The sequence below is a fragment of the Jiangella ureilytica genome (assembly GCF_004348545.1).
Classification (GTDB): Bacteria; Actinomycetota; Actinomycetes; order Jiangellales; family Jiangellaceae; genus Jiangella; species Jiangella ureilytica.
This window is the reverse complement of sequence record NZ_SMKL01000053.1, coordinates 22,918-42,578: the sequence shown is the minus strand read 5'-3', so window position 1 is coordinate 42,578 and position 19,661 is coordinate 22,918. Positions and strand designations below refer to the sequence as shown.

The following is a 19,661-nucleotide window of genomic DNA, read 5'->3' as shown; positions in this document are numbered from 1 at the left end:
GGACGGGTCCGGGGGCAGTCAGGTGCGGTCGAGGATCACGAGCTCGCTGGCATAGTCGCCCACCAGCCCGACCCGCAAGCCGTGGTGCATGAGCAGCGCACCGCTGGAGCGCGCCCCGGTGGCGGCGTCGACGTAGACGGCGGCCGGGTCGAGGCCGCGCAGCCGCAGCAGCACCGTCCGCCGCAGGTGGCGCACCGAGGGCGCGAACGCGAACACCGCGACCTGGTCTCCCGACGGCGACCGGTAGCCGACCGCCGTCACGTCGTCCGGTGCGCCGCTCAGCCGCCGCATGGTTCCGTACTGCACCGTCGCCCGGATCCGCTTGTACTGCGCGACGTACTCGGCGCCGGCCGACAGGTCCGCCGGCGACCAGTGCGCCAGGTTCCCGCCGATGCCCAACAGCCCGGTCATGGCCGAGTGGAAGCGGAACCGCAGCGGGATCTCGCGCTTGGTCAGGTAGGTGGGGGAATCGGTGACCCAGGCCATCATCGTGTGCGGCGAGTGGGCGTAGGCGTACCCCTGCTGGATCGACAGCCGCTCCAGCGCGTCGGTCTGGTCGCTGGGCCACACCCACTCGGTGCGCGACAGCACGCCCAGGTCGGCCCGGCCGCCGCCGGAGGCGCAGCTCTCGATCCAGACATCCGGGTGCAGGGCGCGGAGGCGGTCGAGCACCTCGTAGAAGCCCTCGACATGCCCGATCCAGACCGAGCCGGCCTCGTCGAGGCCGTCCGACGCCTCCGTCAGCGGCCGGTTGAGGTCCCATTTCAGCGCGTCGACCGGCGCCGACGACAACAGTGCGTCCAGGGCCTCGACGAGGTGGGCGCGGACGTCCGGGCGGCTCAGCGCCAGCAGGTGGGTCTGCCGGGCGAGCGTGCGCGGGCGGGTGGGCCACTGGTAGATCCAGTCCGGGTGGGCGCGGAACAGGTCGCTGTCGGGGCTGACGGCCTCGGGCTCGACCCACACGCCGAACCGCATGCCCAGTGCGTGCACCTCGTCGGCCAGCGGCTTCAGGCCGCCGGGGAACGCGGTCGGGTCCGGGGTCCAGTCGCCGATGCCCGCGTTCTCGTCGTCGCGGCCGGCGAACCAGCCGTCGTCGACGACGAACAGCTCCGCACCCAGGCCGGCCGCCCGGCGGGCCAGCTCCAGCTGCGACTCGGGGCGGACGTCGAAGAACGTCGCCTCCCAGCTGTTGTAGAGCACCGGCCGGACGACGTCGGATCGCGGCACGACGTGCCGGCGCTCGTAGGCGTGCCAGCGGTCGGTGAGGTCATCGTGCCCGGCGGGCGCGAAGACGCCGGCGGTGACGGGGGTCGTCCACGACGCGCCCGGGGCCAGCGGGTGCTGCAGGTCGAAGTCGTTGACCCCGGTGGTGACGTGCAGCCGGCCGTCGGCGGCGAGCTCGGCCGCCAGCCGCCACGAGCCGCTCCACGCCAGCGCCACGCTCCAGACCGCGCCCGCCTCGTCACCCGCTCCGGCGTCGAGGGCCAGCCACGGCTGCGCCGCATGGCCGGGGATGCCGCGGCGCGACTCCAGCACCAGCCGGCCCGGCCCGAGCGCCCGCCTGGTCACCTGCGTCTCGGCGGCGTACATGCCCGCCAGCCAGGTCGCCTCCCAGTGCGGCTGCCACGGCAGCGCCCAGCTCGCGGAGTACGCCCGGTCCAGCACGACCGGGGTGTCGCCGTCGTTCACCAGCGTCGTCCACCGCTCCAGCGCGCCGCCGCGGACGCGGTAGTGCAGCTCGGCGGCGAACGGATAGTGCCGGTCGGCCAGCCGGACCGTCAGCTCGTCGCCGTCCGGGCCCACGGCCGAGGACACGACGGCGAGGTCGAGCGCGCGGACGCCGTCGGCGAACTCCACCTTGAGAGCGGTCTCGTCGAGCCGGCGCCCGCCGTGCGCGACCAGCTCCTCGGCGTGCGCGCGCGGGTTGGACCAGGTGTTGGAGCCGAAGTCACCCGCGTCGTCGTCCAGCAGCACCGCGACGTCGGCGGGTTCGAGGGGGCCGCCCCAGTGCAGGTGGCGCAGGTCGCCGTCGGGGGTGACGGCGAGCGCGTAGGCGAACCCGTCGCCCCGCAGCAGGAAGGCGTTGCGGTCGGTGAGGTGCTCCACGGCAGGCACGCCGCAGCCTAGTCATGGCAAGGTGTTCCATGTCAACGCGTGGCGCGTTGACATGGAACGGCCGGTCCCCGAGGGTTCTGCCCCATGGCGCAGGCCGGGATCGGATCGCGGCTGCCGGCCGCGGCGTTCGCCGGCCTGGCGGGCGTGGCCCGGCGCGACGTCACCCCGCCGCCGGGCATCCGCACCCGCAACTGGGGCCCGGCCGTCACCGACGTCGCGGACGGCGTCCACCGGCCGCTGACCCTGACGGCGCTCGCGCTGGCCTCGCAGGACGAGGCGGCCGCGCCGCTGGTGCTGATCGCGGTCGACGGCACCTGGTGGCGGCGGGTCGCGGACGAGCGACGGATGCGGACGGCCGTGCTCGGCGGGCTCGGACTCCCGGAGGACCGGCTCCTGGTCGCGCTGTCGCACACGCACGCGGGCCCGGTGCTCTGCGCCGACGACACCGGCCTCGACGGCGGTGCGCTGGTGCCCGCGTACCTGGACCGGCTGGCCGCCGCAGCCGTCGACGCCGGGCGCGAGGCCGTCGCGGCGCTGGAGCCCGCGGTCCTGGACTGGGCGACCGGCCGCTGCGCCCTCGCGGCCGACCGCGAGCTCGACCTCGCCGGGCGGGCGGTCGTCGGCGCCAACCCCGCGGCGGCCGCCGACGACACCGTGCTCGCCGGGCGGCTGACGGCGGCCCGCGACGGCCGCGTGCTCGGCACCGTCGTCAACTACGCCTGCCACCCGACCACGCTGGCTTGGCAGAACCGGCTCGTCTCGCCCGACTACGTGGGAGCCATGCGCGAGACGGTCGAGGCCGCGACGGACGCGCCGTGCCTGTTCCTGCAGGGCGCCTCCGGCGAGCTGGCCCCGGCCGAGCAGTACACCGGGGACGTCGCCGTCGCCGACCGGCACGGCGCCGCGCTCGGGCACGCGGTGCTGAGCGCGCTGGCCGGGCTGCCGCCGGCCGGGACGGCGCTGACGCTGACAGAGGTGGTGGAGTCCGGGGCGCCGCTCGCCGTCTGGCAGCCGCGGCCGTCGGCGCCCTCGCCGGTGCTCGCCGCCCGTTCGTCGGACGCCGAGCTGCCGGTGCGGCCGCTGCCCACGTGGGCCGAGCTCGAGCGCGAGTGGGCCGGCATCGACCCGCGCAGCCGCGACGAGCGGCTGCGGCGGGCCCGCCACCTGCGCGAGGGCTATCTGGACGGCGGCGCCACGGTCGCACACCCCGTCTGGGCCTGGCGGCTCGGCGACGCGCTGCTGGTGGCCCACCCGGGCGAGGCGTACTCGCGGCTGCAGCGCGACCTGCGGGCGCGGTTCCCCGGCCGCCCCGTGCTCGTCCTCAACCTCACCAACGGGCCGGGGTTCGTGTACCTGCCGACGGCGGACGCGTACGACCGCGGCGCCTACCAGTCCTGGCAGACCCCGCTGGCGGCCGGCGCGCTGGAGCTGCTCACGACGCACGCCGGCGCCATGCTGGACGAGCTGACGGAGGAACCGACGGAGGAGCCGCGCCCATGAGCACCAGCGTCGTCGTCACCGGGTCGGGACGAGGGATCGGCCGTGCCGTCGCCGAGCGGCTGGCCGCCGACGGCTGGCTCGTCGTCGGCGTCGAGCGCGACCCGTCGATCGACACCGGACCCTGCGCCGTCGTCGTCACCGGCGACACCGCGGCCCGCGCGACCCACACCGAGGCGGCCCGCCGGGCGCGCGAGCTGGCGCCGCTCGGCGGCTGGGTCAACAACGCCGGCATCACTCGGCTCACGCCGCTGGACGCGCTCGACCCGGACCTCGTCCGCGACGTCGTGGAGATCAACGGGCTCGGCTACCTGTGGGGCTGCGCGGCGGCCGTCGAGGCGTTCATCGCGCAGGGCGGACCGGGCGCGATCGTCAACGTCGGCTCGATCCACGGCCGCGCCAGCCACCCCCACCACGCCGCCTACGAGTTCACCAAGGGCGGCGTCGACGCGCTCACCCGCAGTGTCGCCGTCAGCCACGGGCCGGCCGGCATCCGCGCCAACGCCGTCGCTCCCGGCGGGGTGCGCACGCCGAGCCTGCAGGCGCACATCGAGGGCTCCGCCGATCCCGTGGCGACCGAGCGCGGCCTGGCCGCCGGCCCGCCGTTGCGCCGCATCGGCGAGGCGCCGGAGATCGCCGCGGTGGTCGCGTTCCTGCTCTCGCCGGACGCCGCGTACGTCAGCGGCCAGTCGATCGCCGTCGACGGCGGCTGGACGGCCTCCTTCGGCTGACAGGACCGGTCTAGAGCTGCGGCCAGATCCGGCGCTCGCCCGGCGCGGCGGACAGCTCGCCGTACCGGATGCCGCCACGGCTCCGGCGCGCCTTGACGTACGGGAGCAGGACGGAGATCGCCGTACCCTCGCGGTGCTCCAGCTCGACCCGGATCGCGTCGGCACCGTCGGCGGCGACATTGGCGACGAACGCCGCGGCCAGCAGGTCGCCGGCCTGCTGCTGCACGCCGATGTAGAGCAGCTGGAGCAGCTCCGACGGCGCCGGCGGCTCGTCGCCGTCCCATGCGCTGACCAGCCGGCCCTCCCGGTCGTGGGCGACGACCATGCCGTACGGGAAGAACTCGCCGTGCGCGTCGAGCTGCTGCCGGGCGAAGGGGAGGACGGCGGTGAGCAGCGAGTCGAGCTCGTGCTGCGCCTCGGCGGAGGCGGCGTCGCGCCAGGAGGTCATGGGGCCGCATCCTCCCGCGCGCGGCCGTCACACGTCCAGGACCACCCTGGCGGCGGGGGAGAGGCGGTCGTAGACGGACTTGCGGACGTAGGCGGCCTGGTCGAGCTGCTGCGGCTCGTCGCGGCGGCAGTAGGACATGGTCAGCCCGCGCCGGGGGACGCCGGTGCGGTTGAGCGTGCCGCCGTGCCACAGGTGCGCGTTGAAGATCACGACCGTCCCCGCCTCGCCGAGCAGCAGCCGCTCGTCCGGGTGCGCCGCCGTCGGGTCGGCGAGGTCGTCGGCGGGGACGCGGCCCCAGCGGTGCGAGCCGGGCACCACCCGCGTCGCGCCGTTGTCCGGGGTGAAGTCGTCGAGCAGCCACATCGAGTTGCAGAGGTGGTAATCGCCCTCGTCGACGGGCCTGCCCCAGTCGGAGTGCAGGTGCTGGTGGCCCTGGCCGGGCAGGGCGGCGCGGAAGTTCAGTGAGTTCACCCGCACGTTCCCGACCACGTGGTGCGCGGCGGCCAGGACGGCGGGCTCGGTGAAGACCGACTCGAACACCTCGCCCTTGTTGACCAGGTCGGCCAGGATGGCGGCGCCGGCCTGCCCGCCGATCTCGTGCCCGGCGGCCGAACCCTCGAACCGGCGCAGTTCGTCGGTCCGCGTGCGCAGCGCTTCGAGCCGCTCGCCGGCGAACAGACCGGGCAGCACGAGGAACCCGTCGACGTCGAGGCCGGCCCGCTGCTCGTCCGTGAGGGCGTCCGTCGTCGCGCCCAGGTCGGACAGCGCGGTCTCCAGGCTGGTGTCGGTGGTCGAGGTCATGACGGCGGCTCCTGTCGGTCCGTCGGGTCGGTCGTGGCGCCTCCATGGCATCCCGAGGCCGGGTCCGGCGGCAATGCAGCGGCCGTCCGGGAGCTTGCACGGATCGACGACGGCGGCAGCTCGCTTCCCGCTCGGGCCCGGTCGTGACGGGCAGGCCGTTCCGAAACCGGCCCGAGGCCGGTAGCATCCAGCGGCACCATGACCAGTCCACCGGTGGAGCAGTTCCCGGGCTCGGCGCTGAGCAGGGCCGAGGCCGCCGCGCGGCAGTGGCCGAGCCCGCCGCGCCCGATGTTCGTGTCGGCCGGCGCGTACGCCGCTCCCAGGCTGCGCCATGCCGCTGCGCACCGGTACGCGGTGTGGAAGCTGGCCTACTACCGGTCCGGCTCCATCGATGCACTGGTCGACGGCGTATCCTATCCCGTGGCCGCCGGGTCGGTGCTCGTCGTCCCACCGCACGCCGACCACGCCGAGCTCGCCCACACGGCGTACTCGAACTACTTCGTGCTGGTCAACGCCCGTCCCGACCAGCCCTGGCCGCGGCTCACCACCGACGACGGCCGGCAGCGGCTGGGCGCGGTGTTCGCGGCGCTGGTGCGCGAGAAGTCCGATCCCGACGAGCACGCCCGCGCGATGGTCGACGCCCTGGTGCGGCAGGTCGACATCCTGCTGCGCCGCGATCTCGCCCGCCGGCACGACTCCGCCGCGCGCGTCGTCGTCAACGCCGTCGAGCAGCTCATGGAGGAGCGGTACGCGGAGCACGTGGCCATCGACGCGCTGGCCCGCGAGGTCGGCGTCTCCGGATCGACGCTGCGGGCGCACTTCGCCGCCGAGCTCGGCACGTCGCCGCAGAGCCGGCTGCTCGACATCCGGCTGCGGCACGCGGTCTCGCTGCTGCAGACCTCGGACCTCACGCTGGCCTCCGTCGCCGAGCGCTGCGGCTACCACTCCGCCAGCCACTTGAGCCGCCACGTCAAGGCGGCCCTGGGCGCCACGCCCGGCGAGATCCGCCGCCGCGGCCGGCTGCCCTCGCCGTAGCGCCGTCCGCGCCCCGTGCAACGCCTTCGGTGCGCTGTGTATTGAGCCCGCGACCGCGCTGCGCTGTGCTGACGTCCATGCCGACGACGCCGCGGAAACTGCTGCCGTACGTGTCCACTGCAATCGCGGTGTATGTCGCCGCCTCGGTCGTCGCCCATCCCGAGCCGAGTCCGGAACCCGCGCCCGGCGGCGCGCAGGCTGCCGCCGTCGTCCCCAGTGGGAACGGCGCGAGCCCGGCCGAGCCCGTCAGCGCGCTCGGCCCGACCTGGGGGATGGTCGGCTACGCGCCGGGCCACATCGCCGCCGTCCCGCAGCCGTTCGGCTATGACACCGTCGTCGACGGCGAGACCACCAAGCGGATCTTCCTGAGCTTCGGCGCCCAGCCGGACGTCTCGACGGCCGCGTCGGTGTTCTACACCGCGACCTCCGACGACGCCGGCCAGCGGTTCCTCACCTCGGAGCAGACGCCGTGGACGGCGCTGAACCTGGTCCGGCTCGACGATGGGTCGTTCCTGTCGGTCGAGTTCATCCCGGACTGGGTCGACTCCACCCACGTGAAGATCCGGACCTGGCGCTCCACCGACCAGGGCGAGACGTGGACGCTCACCCAGGGCGACTACGCGGCGCCCGAGCCGATGGGGTTCCTGCGGGTCTGGCGCGGGCCGATCCTGCTCTCCGACGGGACGGTGATCGTCCCGGCCTACACCGAGTACGCGAGCGACACCCGCAACGCCAGCCTGATCCTGCAGACCGACGACCTCGGTGCGACGTGGACGCTGCGCTCGACCATCGTCGAACCGACCACCGACCTCGGCACCAACGAGGTCGGCCTGTCGTACACGACCGACGGCCGGCTCATCGCCGTCATGCGGCCGGACACCCCGCAGCCCTACCACCTGCGCCAGGCCTTCTCCGACGACGACGGCCGCACCTGGTCCGCGCCGGAGGTCGTCACCGGGCCGGACGGCCCTGTCGGCAGCATCAGCCCGGTGCTCACGCTGCAGCCGAACGGCATGCTGCTGCTCAGCTACGGCCGCCCCGACAACAACCTGCTGGTCAGCACCGACGGCACGGGCAGCGAGTGGACGCAGCACGAGTTCGTGTTCGGCAACGCGCCCGCCACCAGCGGGCCGGCCCGCGACATGGGCTCGAGCGGCAACACCGGCCTGACGACCGTGGAGGCGAACCGCTCGATCGTCTACTACGACCGCTGCCACAGCAACAACCTCTGCAAGCCGTACAACGAGCAGTACAGCATCTGGGGTGCCTACGTCGACGCCGTCACACCCGGCGCCGGGAAGATCGACGTCGCGACGAAGCTGCGCACCGGCAGCGCGACCATCAGCGGCGACGTCGCCCCGGCGGACCCCGTCTTCCCGGAGACCCGGCTCGAGGGCGCCGTCGACGGCAGCTCCGAGCGGCACGCCGCCGCGGTGCTGCGCGCCGACGCCGGGCCGCCGTCGCTCGTCATCGAGCTGGACCGCGCGTACCTGCTGGACCGCATCGGCCTCATGCTCGGCCACGACCGGCCATACAGCGCGAGCATCCAGCTGTCCGAGGACGGCCGGCGGTGGAGCCCGCCGGTCGTGCGGACCACCGGGACCCGCGACCACGCGCTGCGCTACAGCGACATCGAGCCGCAGCGGGCGCGATTCGTGCGCGTCACCGGCGTCGCCGGCACCGACACGCCGGTCACCGAGCTGGAGCTGTACGCCGCCGACCTCGACACGTTCGAGAACGACCCGGTGTTCGGGATCCCGCGCGGCTGGACCGACGCGCTCAACGCCACGACCACCGACGTCGACCTCGGCGGGTTCGAGAGCCGGCGGTCGCTGCGGCTGTTCGACAACTACACCGACCAGGTCGCGAAGATCACCCGGCCGGCGCCGGACCGGAACCGTCAGGTGGCGACGTTCGAGCTGGGCAGCTCCGAGTGGAACTACCGCGGCCAGTTCGTCTTCGACGTCGCCGGCCGCTCCGGCGACAGCCGCACCGTGCGCTGGCACTTCCTGCTCACGCCGGGGGCGTACCCGGCGCCGGGCAGCACCGGCACCCCGGCCAGGCCCACGCTGCAGGCGTGGAACGGCTCACGCTGGCTGCCGGTCGGCACGCTGGACGAGCCGATCCACCCGCACACCTGGCGCAGCGTCACCGTCGATGCGACGCTCGACAGCGCCACCGTCACGATCGGCGGCCAGTCCTTCACCACGACGACGACCTACCAGGCGGCCACCGCCCTCGCCGGCATGTCGTTCACATCCGCCGGCACCGGCGTCACCAGCACCACCTGGTTCCTCGACGACGTCCGCATCAGCGGCAGCTGACCCCCGTACCGAAGGAGACCGCGTGCTCGACCTCGACGTCGTCGACGCCCATCACCACCTGTGGGACCTCTCGCAGCCGTACCCGTGGCTGCAGGAGGCGGCCGGGCGGCTGCAGGTGCACGGCGACGACACCGCGATCCGCCGCGACTACCTGCTGGCCGACTACCTGGCCGACGCCGCGCCGCTGCGGCTGGTCGCGTCGGTGCACGTCGACGCGGGTGCCGCCGACCCCGTCGCCGAGGCACGCTGGGTGCAGGGGCTGGCCGACGAGTCGGGCTTCCCGCAAGCGATCGTCGCCGGCGCCGCGCTGCACGACGACGGTGTCGCGGACCGGCTCGCGGCGCTGGCCGAGCTGCCGAACGTCCGCGGCGTGCGGCACAACCTCAACTGGCACCCGGACCCGACACTCACCTACACCGACCGCCCCGACCTCGTCGACGACCCGGCCTGGCGGCGCGGCTTCGCCCGGCTCGCCCGGCACGGGTTCTCGTTCGACCTGCAGGTCTATCCGGACCAGCTGGCCGACGGCGCCCGGCTGGCGGCCGCGCATCCGGACACGGCCGTGATCCTCGACCACGCCGGCATGCCGCTGGGCCGCGATCTCGACGCGCTGCGGTCCTGGCGCAAGGGCCTGGACCTGCTGGCCGAGCAGCCGAACACGTCGGTCAAGATCTCCGGGCTCGGCATGACCGACCACAGGTGGAGCGTCGGCTCGCTCCGTCCGCTGGTACTCGAGGTGATCGAGGCGTTCGGCGTCGACCGCGCGATGTTCGCCAGCAACTTCCCCGTCGACTCCCTCTACTCGTCCTTCGCGGAGCTGTACGAGGCGTTCGATACGATCACAGCCGACTTCTCCACCGGCGAGCGCGCGGCGTTGTTCGCGGGGACCGCCCGGCGCGTGTACCGCATCGATGACGTCCGCCCGAAGGGGGCCGCCGCATGACGACGCCGACCATCACCGCGCTGCGGGCGTACGTGCCGGACTCCACCGGCGGCGCCGACTACCACGCGCAGCCGGCCGGCCACTGGATCGACGACCACATCGCCAGCCCCATGGCGAAGTACCCGGAGTACCGCGAGAGCCGGCGCTCGTTCGGGCTCAGCCTGCTCGGCAACGTCGTCGTCGAGGTCGAGGCGTCCGACGGCACCGTCGGGTTCGCGCCCACCACCGGCGGCGAGCCGGCCGCGTGGATCATCGAGAACCACCTGGCCCGGCTGGTCGAGGGCGCTCCGGTCACCGACCTCGAGCGGCTCTGGGACCAGATGTACCTTTCGACGCTCTACTACGGCCGCAAGGGCCTGGTGGTCAACGCGATCAGCGGCGTCGACCTCGCGCTCTGGGACCTGCTCGGCAAGGTGCGCGGCCTGCCCGTGCACGCGATGATCGGCGGCGCCGTCCGCGACGAGATCCCGTTCTACGCCACCGGACCGCGGCCCGACGTCGCCCGGAAGCTCGGCTTCATCGGCGGCAAGCTGCCGCTGCAGCACGGCCCGGCCGAGGGCGACGAGGGCATCGCCAAGACCGTCGCCCGCCTGGCCGCCGCCCGCGAGGCCGTCGGCCCCGGCTTCTGGCTCATGCTCGACTGCTGGATGTCGCTGACGCTCGACCACGCCGTCCGGCTGTCGCACGCGCTCGACGGCGTCGGCCTGCGCTGGCTCGAGGAGCCGCTGCTGCCCGACGACTACTGGTCGCACGCCACGCTGCGCGAGCGGATGCCGGCCGGCATGCTGCTGAGCAGCGGCGAGCACGAGTCGACGCGGTACGGCTTCCGGGCGCTGCTCGAGCTCGGCAAGGTCGACCTCGTCCAGCCCGACGTCGGCTGGTGCGGCGGGCTGACGGAGCTGCTGCGCATCTCGGCGCTGGCCGAGTCGCACGGCGCCATGGTCGTGCCGCACGGGTCGAGCGTGTACTCCTACCACTTCGTCGCGACGCGCCAGCACAGCCCGTTCGCGGAGTTCCTCATGATGCACCCCGAGGGGACCGAGGTCGTGCCGATGTTCTCACCGCTGCTGGTCGACGAGCCGGTGCCGGTGAACGGCCGGCTGAAGGTGTCGGAGCTGGACCGGCCCGGGTTCGGCGTGCGCCTGAACCCGGACCGGCCGTTGGGCCGCCCGTACCCGCGCTAGTCGACGTCGGTGGTGTTGTAACGCAGCGCGATGGCCGCGTTGCGGTCGGTGTCGTAGACGACCGTGACCAGCCGGGTCGTGCCGATGGCGGCCGTGCCCGGGTACCCGGAGTCCCAGTTCGAGCCCGGGTTGTAGAGCATGTGCTTCGGGGTGTCGGCCCAGAGCACGTTGGTCCGCCGCAGCGCGATCACCGTCGGCCGGTTCGTCGGCGACGTGCTCGCGTTGGGCTGGCTCCACAGCGTCGGCACCAGGTTCGTGCCCGGGATGAACTCCACCTCGGGGCCGTGCATCGCCACCCCCAGCGAGGTCGGCGCCGTCCACGTCGTCATGTAGGTGTTGTCGTAGGAGTCCGTCTGCACCCCGGCGGTGCTGGCGCCCGACGTCGAGGCGGTCCGGATGATCGCGCGGACGTGTCCCGGCTCGATCTCGGTGATCGCCGGCTCCTGGTAGTTCACCGCGGGACTGCTGGCGATCGTCTTCTGGCGGCCGGTCACCCGGCCGTCCCACGTCACGCCGCCGTCGACGCTGGCCACCACGATCGAGGCGTGCGTGCTCGACCCGTTGGGCGTGCCGTACAGCGGGATCAGCAGCTGTCCGTTGTCGAGCTCGGCGATCTTGGCGCTGTTGATCGGCCGCGGCATGGTGCTGGAGAACACCTGCACCGGTGCCGAGAACGCGGCGTTGTCGGCGTCGCGCCGCTTCACCTGCGTCTGCACGAACGCCCCGGTCTGGCCGTCGGCGACGAAGTACGAGAGGAGCACCCGGCCGCTGCTCAGCGTGGTGATCGACGGGTCGCGGTAGTCGTAGTCCTCGAAGTCGGCGACGATGAAGGGCGTCGCCTGCTGCCAGGTGGCGCCGCCGTCGCGGCTGCGCATCATCCGCAGCTGGCTGGGCTGCTGCGAATGGGCGCTGGACCAGCGGTAGACCATGAGCAGGTCGTCCGCGTCGCCGTGCGGGTCGCGGGTCAGATCGGGGAAGTACGCCCGGCACGTGGTGCCGAGCACGGGGTCGCCGCAGGGGCCGCCCGGCACCGCGACCGACTGGACGATCGAGGCCGGCGCCATGTCGTCGGCCGCCTTGGCCGCGGACGTGGTCGGCGTGGGAGCGGTCGCCGTGGCCGGGAGCCCGGCGAGTGCGACGGCGAGGGTCGCCGCGAGACCGGCGAGGATCGAGATTCCCTTGCGTGGACCGAGTCGTGTCATGACCGCACCTCCGACGCCGAGTTGTGGCACGAGGAAAGTGCAGAACGTCATTCCATGTCAATGAGCACGGATCATCGCATTTCTGGCACTTGACATGGAATGACGTTGTGCGTTCCCTGGGAGAGGTGCCGGAACCCCTGAACGTCCTCGTGGCCATGCCGGTGCACGAGGAATGGCTGGCCCGCATCCGTGCCGCCGCACCCGACGCCGTCATCGACTGCCGTGACCCGATCACACCCGGCGAGAAGCTCCCCGAGGCCGAACTGCGCGACCGCACCGTCCTGTTCGCCGATCACGCCCCGGCCAATGCCGAGGCGCTGGCGTCGCTGCGCTGGCTGCAGCTCGGCTCGGCCGGGTATCAGCAGCTGGCGGGCCTGCCGCTGCCCGACGGCGTGCGGGTGACGAACGGCAGCGGCGTCAACGACGTCCCGATCGCCGAGTGGTGCGTGCTGATGATCCTGGCACTGGGCCGGCGGCTGCCGCAGAGCCTGCGCGACCAGGCCGCCTGCCGCTGGGACCGCGACGTCACCTACCAGATCGAACTGCGTGGCCGGCGGGTCGGGATCTTCGGCTACGGCAGCATCGGCCGCGAGGTGGGCCGGCTCTGCCGAGGTCTCGGCCTCGAGGTGTGGGCGCTCTCGCGCAGCGGGTTCGAGCCACGACCGCTCCGGTTCCGGCCCGCCGCCGCCGACGGCGACAGCGACCCCGAGCCCGATCGCGGCTTCGGACCGTCCGAGCTGCCCGAGTTCCTCGCCGGACTGGACGTCCTGGTCGTCACCGCGCCGCTGACCGACGAGACCCGCGGCGCGTTCGGCGCCCGCGAGCTGGCACTGCTGCCGCCGCGCGCGGTGCTGCTCAACCCGGCCCGGGCGCACATCGTCGACGAGGCCGCCCTGCTCGACGCGCTGCGCTCCGGTCGGCTGGCCGGTGCGGCGCTGGACAGCCACTACCGCGAGCCGATGCCGCCGGACGACCCGTTCTGGACCGCCCCGAACACCATCGTCACCCCGCACGTGTCCGGGTCGACCGGCAGTCCGCACTTCAGCTCCCGGCTGTGGGAGCTGTTCGCGCAGAACCTGGACCGGTACCGCGCGGGCCGGCCGCTGCTCAACGAGATTGCGGATCGCGACTGGCGGTAATGCACCATATTGACATGGAATGACCTTCCGTGTCTTCTGGTCAGCCACCGACCCCCAGGAGGCAGTCCATGCGTGTGTCCCGGCCTCTCGCACTGACGGCGGGGGTGACCGCCGCCGGCGTCGTCGCCTCGCTGATCCCGGCCACCGCGCCCTCGGCCCGCGACATCGACGTCCCCACCGACGGCGGCGACCCGAACGGCTACGTCATCGCCCAGCACGACCCCACCACCGTGTACGAGCCGCCGCCCGGCGTCATCGGCGGCAACGCCACGGTCGAGGCGTTCGACGCCGTCGACGCCGACGGCCTGCCGGTTCGCCGCGTGCAGATGACCTGGCAGTCGAACGAGGACGTCGCGGCCGCCGACAGCGAGGCGTCGATGGTGCTGTCCGACGACGGCGGCTGGACATTCCCCAGCGGGGTCAACGCCGACACCGGCGCCGGCTGGTTCTCCAAGCTGCGCGACGGGTCGATCATCGGCGTCGAGTTCATCCCGGAGCGGGTGATCGACGAGCACAGCGTCGAGCTGATCGCCCGCCGCTCCACCGACAACGGCAGCACGTGGAAGGACCTTCCGTCCACGTTCACCACCGACCAGACGTTCGATCCGTCGAAGTTCGACCGCGGCATCCGCGTGCATCGCGACATCTTCTACGCCAGCGACGGCGCGCTGCTGATGACGTACTACACGACCTACGCCGGCGACCCGGGGTACCGGACCGAGCTCGCCCGCAGCACCGACGGCGGCGCGTCCTGGCAGCGATACGCGACGGTGGCGCAGTTCACCGACGGCCGGACCATGGGGGAGTCGGGCATCGAGCGGGCCGCCAACGGCGACCTCGTCGCCGTCCACCGCACCGGCATCCCGGGCGGCGCGAACTTCGGCCCGCTGTACGTCAACCGGTCGAGCGACGACGGCCGCACCTGGACCCGCCCCGAGCCGCTGCGGCTCACGACGGCGTCCGGCGAGCCCGCGCCGGCCACCGGCGTCATGCCCGTGCTGCGGCTGCTGCCGAACGGCATCATGACGCTGACGTTCGGCCGGCCGGACAACTGGATCGCGATCTCGCCCGACGGCCTCGGCCACAGCTTCGAGCAGGCCCAGACCACCTACGTCAACCATCCGCGGGTCAACGCGGCGTTCCAGCGCAACCACGGCTCGTCCGGCAACGGCGCGCACGCCGTGGTGGCGGCCAACCGGGTCCTCGTCGTCGGCGACAACTGCGCGCCGAGCTGGGGCTGCCCCGAGACCGACGCCGGCTTCACCGTCGACGGCGAGTACCGCGTCTGGAAGAAGTTCGTCGACGTCGTCGGCCCCAACGTCGGCAAGATCGACCTGCTCGGCAAGGTCCAGGCCGGCACCGTCACCGTCGACACGAACATGACGCACACGACGCCGCGGCTGCCGGAGACGAACCGGCTCGGCGCCATCGACGGCAGCACCGACTGGGCGTCGGCGGCGGTGTTCCGGTCCGTCCGCGGCGAGGGCGTCTACACCGTCAACCTGGACCGCGAGTACACGCTGAACCAGATCGGGCTGGCCCTGCAGCACGGCGTGCCCGGCGCGGCCCGCGTCGAGGTGTCGGCCGACGGCTCCACCTGGACCGAGGTCGTCGACACCGGCACGACCACCTCGTACACCCAGACCTACTATCCGGTGCCCGACGTGCGGGCCCGGCACGTGCGGGTCACCGTCGCCGACGCCGACCCGCAGGGCCCGGAGTTCCTCGGCGAGCTCGAGCTCTACTCCACCACGGACTCGTTCGAGAACGACCCCGTCGGTCAGGTGCCCCGCGGCTACACCGGCGCGATCGGCGCCACCGTCACCGACTTCGACGTCGACGACTCCCGCCACGTCATGCGCCTGGCCGACGCCTGGATCGACAAGATCGCGACCGCCCGCTGGGTGTCGGACCCTGCGGACGAGCAGACGCTGTCGTTCCGGGTGAACTCCATCGGCTACGCCCGCGGCTTCGCCTTCACCACGATGGGCACCACCGAGGATCGCGAGAACGTGCCGGCCTACCACCTCAACATCGGCTCCGACGGCAGCATCGGCTGGTACTCCTACGAGACCGGCACCTGGACGAAGATCGCGCCGGCGGGCAGCGCACCACAACGGACCTGGCACGAGCTCCGGGTCGAGGCCACGCTGGACGGAGCCGAGGTCTTCCTCGGCGGCGAGTCCGTCGGCACCGTGGAGCCGTCGACTCCCGGCCTCACCGCCCTGACCGGCCATCAGTTCTCGTCCAGCGGCACCGCCAGCCAGTACGACCACTTCCTCATCGACGACGTCGAGCAGTCCTAGGGTGTGTCTCCCAAGTCTCGGCCGTAGCGAGCGCCGCCTGGGCGTCGCGCAGTAGGCCATGGACTTGGGAGACACACCCTAGGGGTGTCTCCCGTGCCCCGGGAGCCGACGTCTCCGTGATCAACGGTGGCGGGTGATGTCGGCCCCGGGGTCGAGGAGCTGGGCGAGGTGGACGCTCCGGCGGCCGGCGAGATGGTCCGCCTGGGTGCGGCAGGAGAAGCCATCGGCGAGCAGCACGGCTTCCGGGGCGGACCGCAGCGCCGGCAGCAGCGCGTTCTCGGCGACCGCGACCGAGACGTCGTAGTGCCCGGCTTCCATGCCGAAGTTGCCGGCGAGGCCGCAGCAGCCGGCGATCGCGGTCACCTCGGCACCGGTCCGGCGCAGCACGCGCAGGTCGGCGTCGTAACCGGCGGTGGCGTGCTGGTGGCAGTGCGGCTGCGCGACGACGTCGGTGCCGGCCAGGTCCGGCGCGGCCCAGTCGCCGGCGCCGTCGAGCAGCTCGGCCAGCGTGCGCGTGGCGGCCGCGACGGCGTGGGCGCGCGGATCGTCGCCGAGAAGCTCGACGAGGTCGCCGCGGAGCACGGCGGTGCACGACGGCTCCAGTCCGACGATCGGCGTGCCGGCCCGGGCGTGGGGCTCGAACGCCGCCAGCAGCCGGCGCAGCCGCGTCTTGGCGTGGTCCAGCTGGCCGGTGGTGATCCAGGTGAGCGCGCAGCACACCTCGCCGGCGGAGACGGCGACGGCGTAGCCGGCCGCAGTGAGCACGCGAACGGCGGCCCGCGCGGCGCCGGGGGAGAACGCGTCGGTGAACGAGTCGACCCACACGAGCACAGGCCCGCGGTGCGCCGGACCGGCCGGTAGCGCGGGCTGCCGACGCCACCACCGGCGAAACGCGGGGACGGCGAACCGGGGGACGTCGCGGCGTGGATCCAGGCCGCCCAGCCGCAGCAGCGCGCGTCGCAGCGGCCGGATCGCCAGCACCCCGTTGACCGTGCGCGGCGCCAGCCCGGCCAGCCGCGCCCACGACGGCAGCCGGCCGAGGAGGTAGTGCCGGCGCGGCCGGAACCGGCCGTGATAGGCGCGGTAGAGGAACTCGGACTTGTAGGTCGCGATGTCGACGCCGGTGGGGCAGTCCGAGCCGCAGGCCTTGCACGACAGGCACAGGTCCAGCGCGTCCTGCACCTCCGCCGCCCGCCAGCCGCCGTCCACCAGTGTGCCATTGGCCAGCTCCTGCAGGACCCGGGCCCGGCCGCGCGTGGAGTCCTTCTCGTCGCGGGTGGCGAGATAGGACGGGCATATGAAGCCGCCCGCGGCCGAGGTGTCCGCCCGGCACTTCCCGACGCCGACGCAGCGGTGCACGGCGGTGGTGAAGTCGCCGTCATCCGCGGCGAACCCGAACCCGCCGACGGCGAGCAGCGGCCGGGCCGCCGGACGGCGCAACTGCTCGTCGACCGGCGCCGGCCGCACCACGACACCGGGATTGAGCAGGTCGTGCGGGTCGAACAGGCCCTTGAACCGCTCGAACAGCGCGATCGCGGACGGTGAGTACATCAGCGGCAGCAGCTCGCCGCGGGCGCGCCCGTCACCGTGCTCGCCCGACAACGAGCCGCCGTGCGACGCCACCAGCCGGGCCGCGTCGACGAGGAACGGCCGCAGCCGCTGCGGCGCGCCGGCCAGCGGGAGGTCCAGTCGCACGTGCACGCAGCCGTCGCCGAAGTGCCCGAACAGCAAGCCGTCCAGGCCGTGCTGCGCGAGCAGGGCGTCGAAGTCGCGCAGGTAGGCGCCAAGCCGCTCCGGCGGGACGGCGGCGTCCTCCCAGCCCGGCCAGGCCGGTGCGCCGGCCGGCGTGCGCCCGGCCAGCCCGGCGCCGTCCTCGCGGATCCGCCACAGCGCGGCCGCCTCCGGTCCCGCGCCCACGACACCGGTCTCGAGCGCCCCCGCGCCGGCCGCGACGGCGCGGGCGGCAGCCAGCGCCGCGGCCTGGTCGTCGCCGCCCACCTCGACCAGCAGCCAGCCGGCGCCGGCCGGCAGCTCCGGCACGCGGCCGCGGTGCCGGCGCACGACGCCGACCAGCCGCCGGTCCAGGCCTTCGACGGCGAGAGGCCGGTGCGCCAGCAGCGACGGGACGGCGTCGGCGGCGGCCGCCATGGTGGGGTACCCGAGCACCGCCAGCGCCCGCGCCGGCGCGACCGGCACCAGCCGCACCCGCGCGCCCAGCAGCAGCCCGCACGTCCCCTCGGTCCCGGTCAGCGCCTTGGCGAGGTCGCCGCCGCGCTCGGGCAGCAGGTGCTGCAGGCCGTACCCGGAGACCTGGCGGCCGAACCGGCCGAGCTCGGTGCGCAGCACTGCGAGCTCGGAGCCGACCAGAGCGGCCAGCCCGGGCACGGGGTCCAGGCCGCGACCGGCGGTGAAGCGCCGCCCGGTGCCGTCCACCCAGTCCAGCTCGATGACGTTGTCGGCGGTGGTGCCGTGGGCGACGGTGCGCGGCCCGCACGCGTTGGTGCCGATCATGCCGCCGACGGTGCAGCGCGCCTGGGTGGACGGGTCCGGGCCGAACCGCAGGCCGTGCGGCGCGGCGGCCGCCTGCAACGACGTCAGCACGGCCCCGGGCTCCACCAGGGCGCTGGCCGATCCCGGGTCGACGTCGAGGACCCTGCGGAGGTGCCGGGAGAAGTCGACGACGATGCCCGGTCCGACCGCGTTGCCGGCCACCGACGTGCCGCCGCCGCGGGCGGTCAGCGCGACACCGGCCGTCCGGGCCACCTCCACGACAGCAAGGACGTCGTCGACGTGGCGCGGGAAGACGACCACGCGCGGCACGACCCGGTAGTTGGACGCGTCGGAGGAGTACTCCGCCCGCCGCCGGGTGGACGCGTCGACGCCGCCGGGGACCGCCCGCTCCAGCCGTTGGACGAGGTCGGTCACCGGCCCAGCTCGAGGTCCGCCGGGTCGATCAGGTTGAGCAGCGGCCGGCCCGCGAGGTGGCGGGCGAGGTTGCGGCCGAACAGGTCCCACAGCCGGGCGACGAAGTGCGTGCTGCCGGTGGAGCCGGAGATGTGCGGCGTGATGACCGTGTTCGGCAGGTCCCACACCGGGTCGTCGGCGGCCAGCGGCGAGCGGTAATGGGTGTCGAGGGCCGCGCCGGCGATGGCGCCGGTGGCCAGCGCGTCGCGCAGTGCCCGCTCGTCGACCACGTGCGCCCGGGCCGGGTTCAGCAGCACCGCGTGCGGCGGCAGCGCGGCCAGCGCCGCGGCGTCAATCAGCCCCTGTGTCGACGACGCCGCCGGCACCGCGACGACCAGGTAGTCCAGCCCGGCGTAGAACTCGGCCCGCCGGTCGTAGCCGAACGCCCGGTTCGGCACCGGCCAGTCCGGCTCCGGCCGGTCCAGCGGGTCGTACCGGCCGGCCCGGGGCCCAGGCGCCGACCGGGTCAGCGTCCAGATCTCCAGACCGGCCGCCCGGGCCAGCCGGGCCGACTCCTGGCCGACGTTGCCGTAGCCGGCGAAGCCCACGCGGAGGCCGCGCAGCTCGGCCTGGAACGCGGCGGCCCGGTTCCAGCGCCGGGACCGCTGCTCGGCCAGGATCGTGGGCAGCCGCCGCCGGAACGTCAGCATCATCAGCAGGCACCACTCGGCGATCGGGATGTCGTTCACGCCGCTGGCATTGGCGACGGCGACGCCGGGCCGCAGCTGCGCACCGGCCAGCTGGGCGTACCCGGCCGAGCCGAGCTGCAGCCAACGCAGCCGCGTCAGCTCCTCGGCTCCGGCCGGGCACTGGTCGGCGAAGAGGACGGTGGCGGTGGTCAGCGCGGCCGGCAGCCGCTCGCCGGGCCCGTACGGCGCGACGACGTCGACCCGGGCGTCGCCGGCCAGCTCGCGCACCCGTCGCAGGCCGGCGTCGTCGACCGGCTGGGCCACGACGATGTGCTCGCTCATC

14 protein-coding genes are annotated in these 19,661 nt (G+C 73.9%); 8 read left to right on the top strand and 6 right to left on the bottom strand.

The window, feature by feature from the left end; translation table 11 throughout:
- Positions 1 to 18 precede the first annotated feature (18 nt).
- Positions 19 to 2,115 (bottom strand): alpha-galactosidase, encoded by a 2,097-nt coding sequence (locus E1212_RS20740; protein WP_131985959.1) that lies wholly within the window; start codon positions 2,113 to 2,115, stop codon positions 19 to 21.
- An 84-nt stretch (positions 2,116 to 2,199) separates the two neighbouring features.
- Here E1212_RS20740 and E1212_RS20735 point away from each other — a divergent pair, with 84 nt between their 5' ends.
- Both E1212_RS20735 and E1212_RS20730 read left to right on the top strand, forming a co-directional pair.
- A complete protein-coding gene (locus tag E1212_RS20735) occupies positions 2,200 to 3,615 on the top strand; it encodes a hypothetical protein (RefSeq protein WP_203417048.1) in 1,416 nt (471 codons plus the stop codon).
- Positions 3,612 to 4,343 (top strand): SDR family NAD(P)-dependent oxidoreductase, encoded by a 732-nt coding sequence (locus E1212_RS20730; RefSeq protein ID WP_131985957.1) that lies wholly within the window; start codon positions 3,612 to 3,614, stop codon positions 4,341 to 4,343. Before E1212_RS20735 ends, E1212_RS20730 begins: the two co-directional genes overlap by 4 nt.
- Before the next feature lie 10 nt (positions 4,344 to 4,353).
- Here E1212_RS20730 and E1212_RS20725 read toward each other — a convergent pair whose 3' ends face one another.
- Together E1212_RS20725 and E1212_RS20720 are read right to left on the bottom strand one after the other, a co-directional pair.
- Positions 4,354 to 4,791, bottom strand: coding sequence for a hypothetical protein (locus E1212_RS20725; RefSeq protein WP_131985955.1), 438 nt, complete (start codon positions 4,789 to 4,791; stop codon positions 4,354 to 4,356).
- A 27-nt stretch (positions 4,792 to 4,818) separates the two neighbouring features.
- Positions 4,819 to 5,592, bottom strand: coding sequence for a phytanoyl-CoA dioxygenase family protein (locus E1212_RS20720; RefSeq protein ID WP_131985953.1), 774 nt, complete (start codon positions 5,590 to 5,592; stop codon positions 4,819 to 4,821).
- Between the two features lie 198 nt (positions 5,593 to 5,790).
- Here E1212_RS20720 and E1212_RS20715 point away from each other — a divergent pair, with 198 nt between their 5' ends.
- The 4 genes from E1212_RS20715 (at position 5,791) to rhmD (ending at position 11,078) form a co-directional block, all read left to right on the top strand.
- Positions 5,791 to 6,627 carry a helix-turn-helix domain-containing protein gene (locus tag E1212_RS20715; RefSeq protein WP_131985951.1) on the top strand — a complete coding sequence of 279 codons (837 nt, stop codon included), beginning with the start codon at positions 5,791 to 5,793 and terminating at the stop codon, positions 6,625 to 6,627.
- A 77-nt stretch (positions 6,628 to 6,704) separates the two neighbouring features.
- A complete protein-coding gene (locus E1212_RS20710) occupies positions 6,705 to 8,951 on the top strand; it encodes an exo-alpha-sialidase (RefSeq protein WP_131985949.1) in 2,247 nt (748 codons plus the stop codon).
- 22 nt (positions 8,952 to 8,973) lie between these two features.
- Positions 8,974 to 9,894 carry an amidohydrolase family protein gene (locus E1212_RS20705; protein ID WP_203417047.1) on the top strand — a complete coding sequence of 307 codons (921 nt, stop codon included), beginning with the start codon at positions 8,974 to 8,976 and terminating at the stop codon, positions 9,892 to 9,894.
- Positions 9,891 to 11,078 carry an L-rhamnonate dehydratase gene (rhmD, locus tag E1212_RS20700; RefSeq protein ID WP_131985945.1) on the top strand — a complete coding sequence of 396 codons (1,188 nt, stop codon included), beginning with the start codon at positions 9,891 to 9,893 and terminating at the stop codon, positions 11,076 to 11,078. The genes E1212_RS20705 and rhmD overlap by 4 nt, the downstream gene beginning before the upstream one ends.
- On the opposite strand, the gene E1212_RS20695 is transcribed toward rhmD, so the two are convergent.
- On the bottom strand, positions 11,075 to 12,280 hold the full coding sequence (locus E1212_RS20695; RefSeq protein WP_131985943.1) for a sialidase family protein: 1,206 nt from the start codon (positions 12,278 to 12,280) through the stop codon (positions 11,075 to 11,077). The genes rhmD and E1212_RS20695 overlap by 4 nt on opposite strands.
- Before the next feature lie 125 nt (positions 12,281 to 12,405).
- On the opposite strand from E1212_RS20695, the gene E1212_RS20690 reads away from it, so the two are divergent.
- Positions 12,406 to 13,419, top strand: coding sequence for a D-2-hydroxyacid dehydrogenase (locus E1212_RS20690; protein WP_131985941.1), 1,014 nt, complete (start codon positions 12,406 to 12,408; stop codon positions 13,417 to 13,419).
- Between the two features lie 68 nt (positions 13,420 to 13,487).
- Entirely contained in the window at positions 13,488 to 15,725 is a 2,238-nt protein-coding gene (locus tag E1212_RS20685) for a discoidin domain-containing protein (RefSeq protein WP_131985939.1), read from the top strand.
- Positions 15,726 to 15,845: 120 nt separating this feature from the next.
- On the opposite strand, the gene E1212_RS20680 is transcribed toward E1212_RS20685, so the two are convergent.
- Both E1212_RS20680 and E1212_RS20675 read right to left on the bottom strand, forming a co-directional pair.
- Positions 15,846 to 18,650 (bottom strand): FAD-binding and (Fe-S)-binding domain-containing protein, encoded by a 2,805-nt coding sequence (locus E1212_RS20680; protein WP_131985937.1) that lies wholly within the window; start codon positions 18,648 to 18,650, stop codon positions 15,846 to 15,848.
- Positions 18,647 to 19,660, bottom strand: a complete 1,014-nt coding sequence (locus tag E1212_RS20675; protein WP_131985935.1) for an NAD(P)-dependent oxidoreductase — start codon at positions 19,658 to 19,660, stop codon at positions 18,647 to 18,649. The genes E1212_RS20680 and E1212_RS20675 overlap by 4 nt, the downstream gene beginning before the upstream one ends.
- Position 19,661 lies beyond the last annotated feature (1 nt).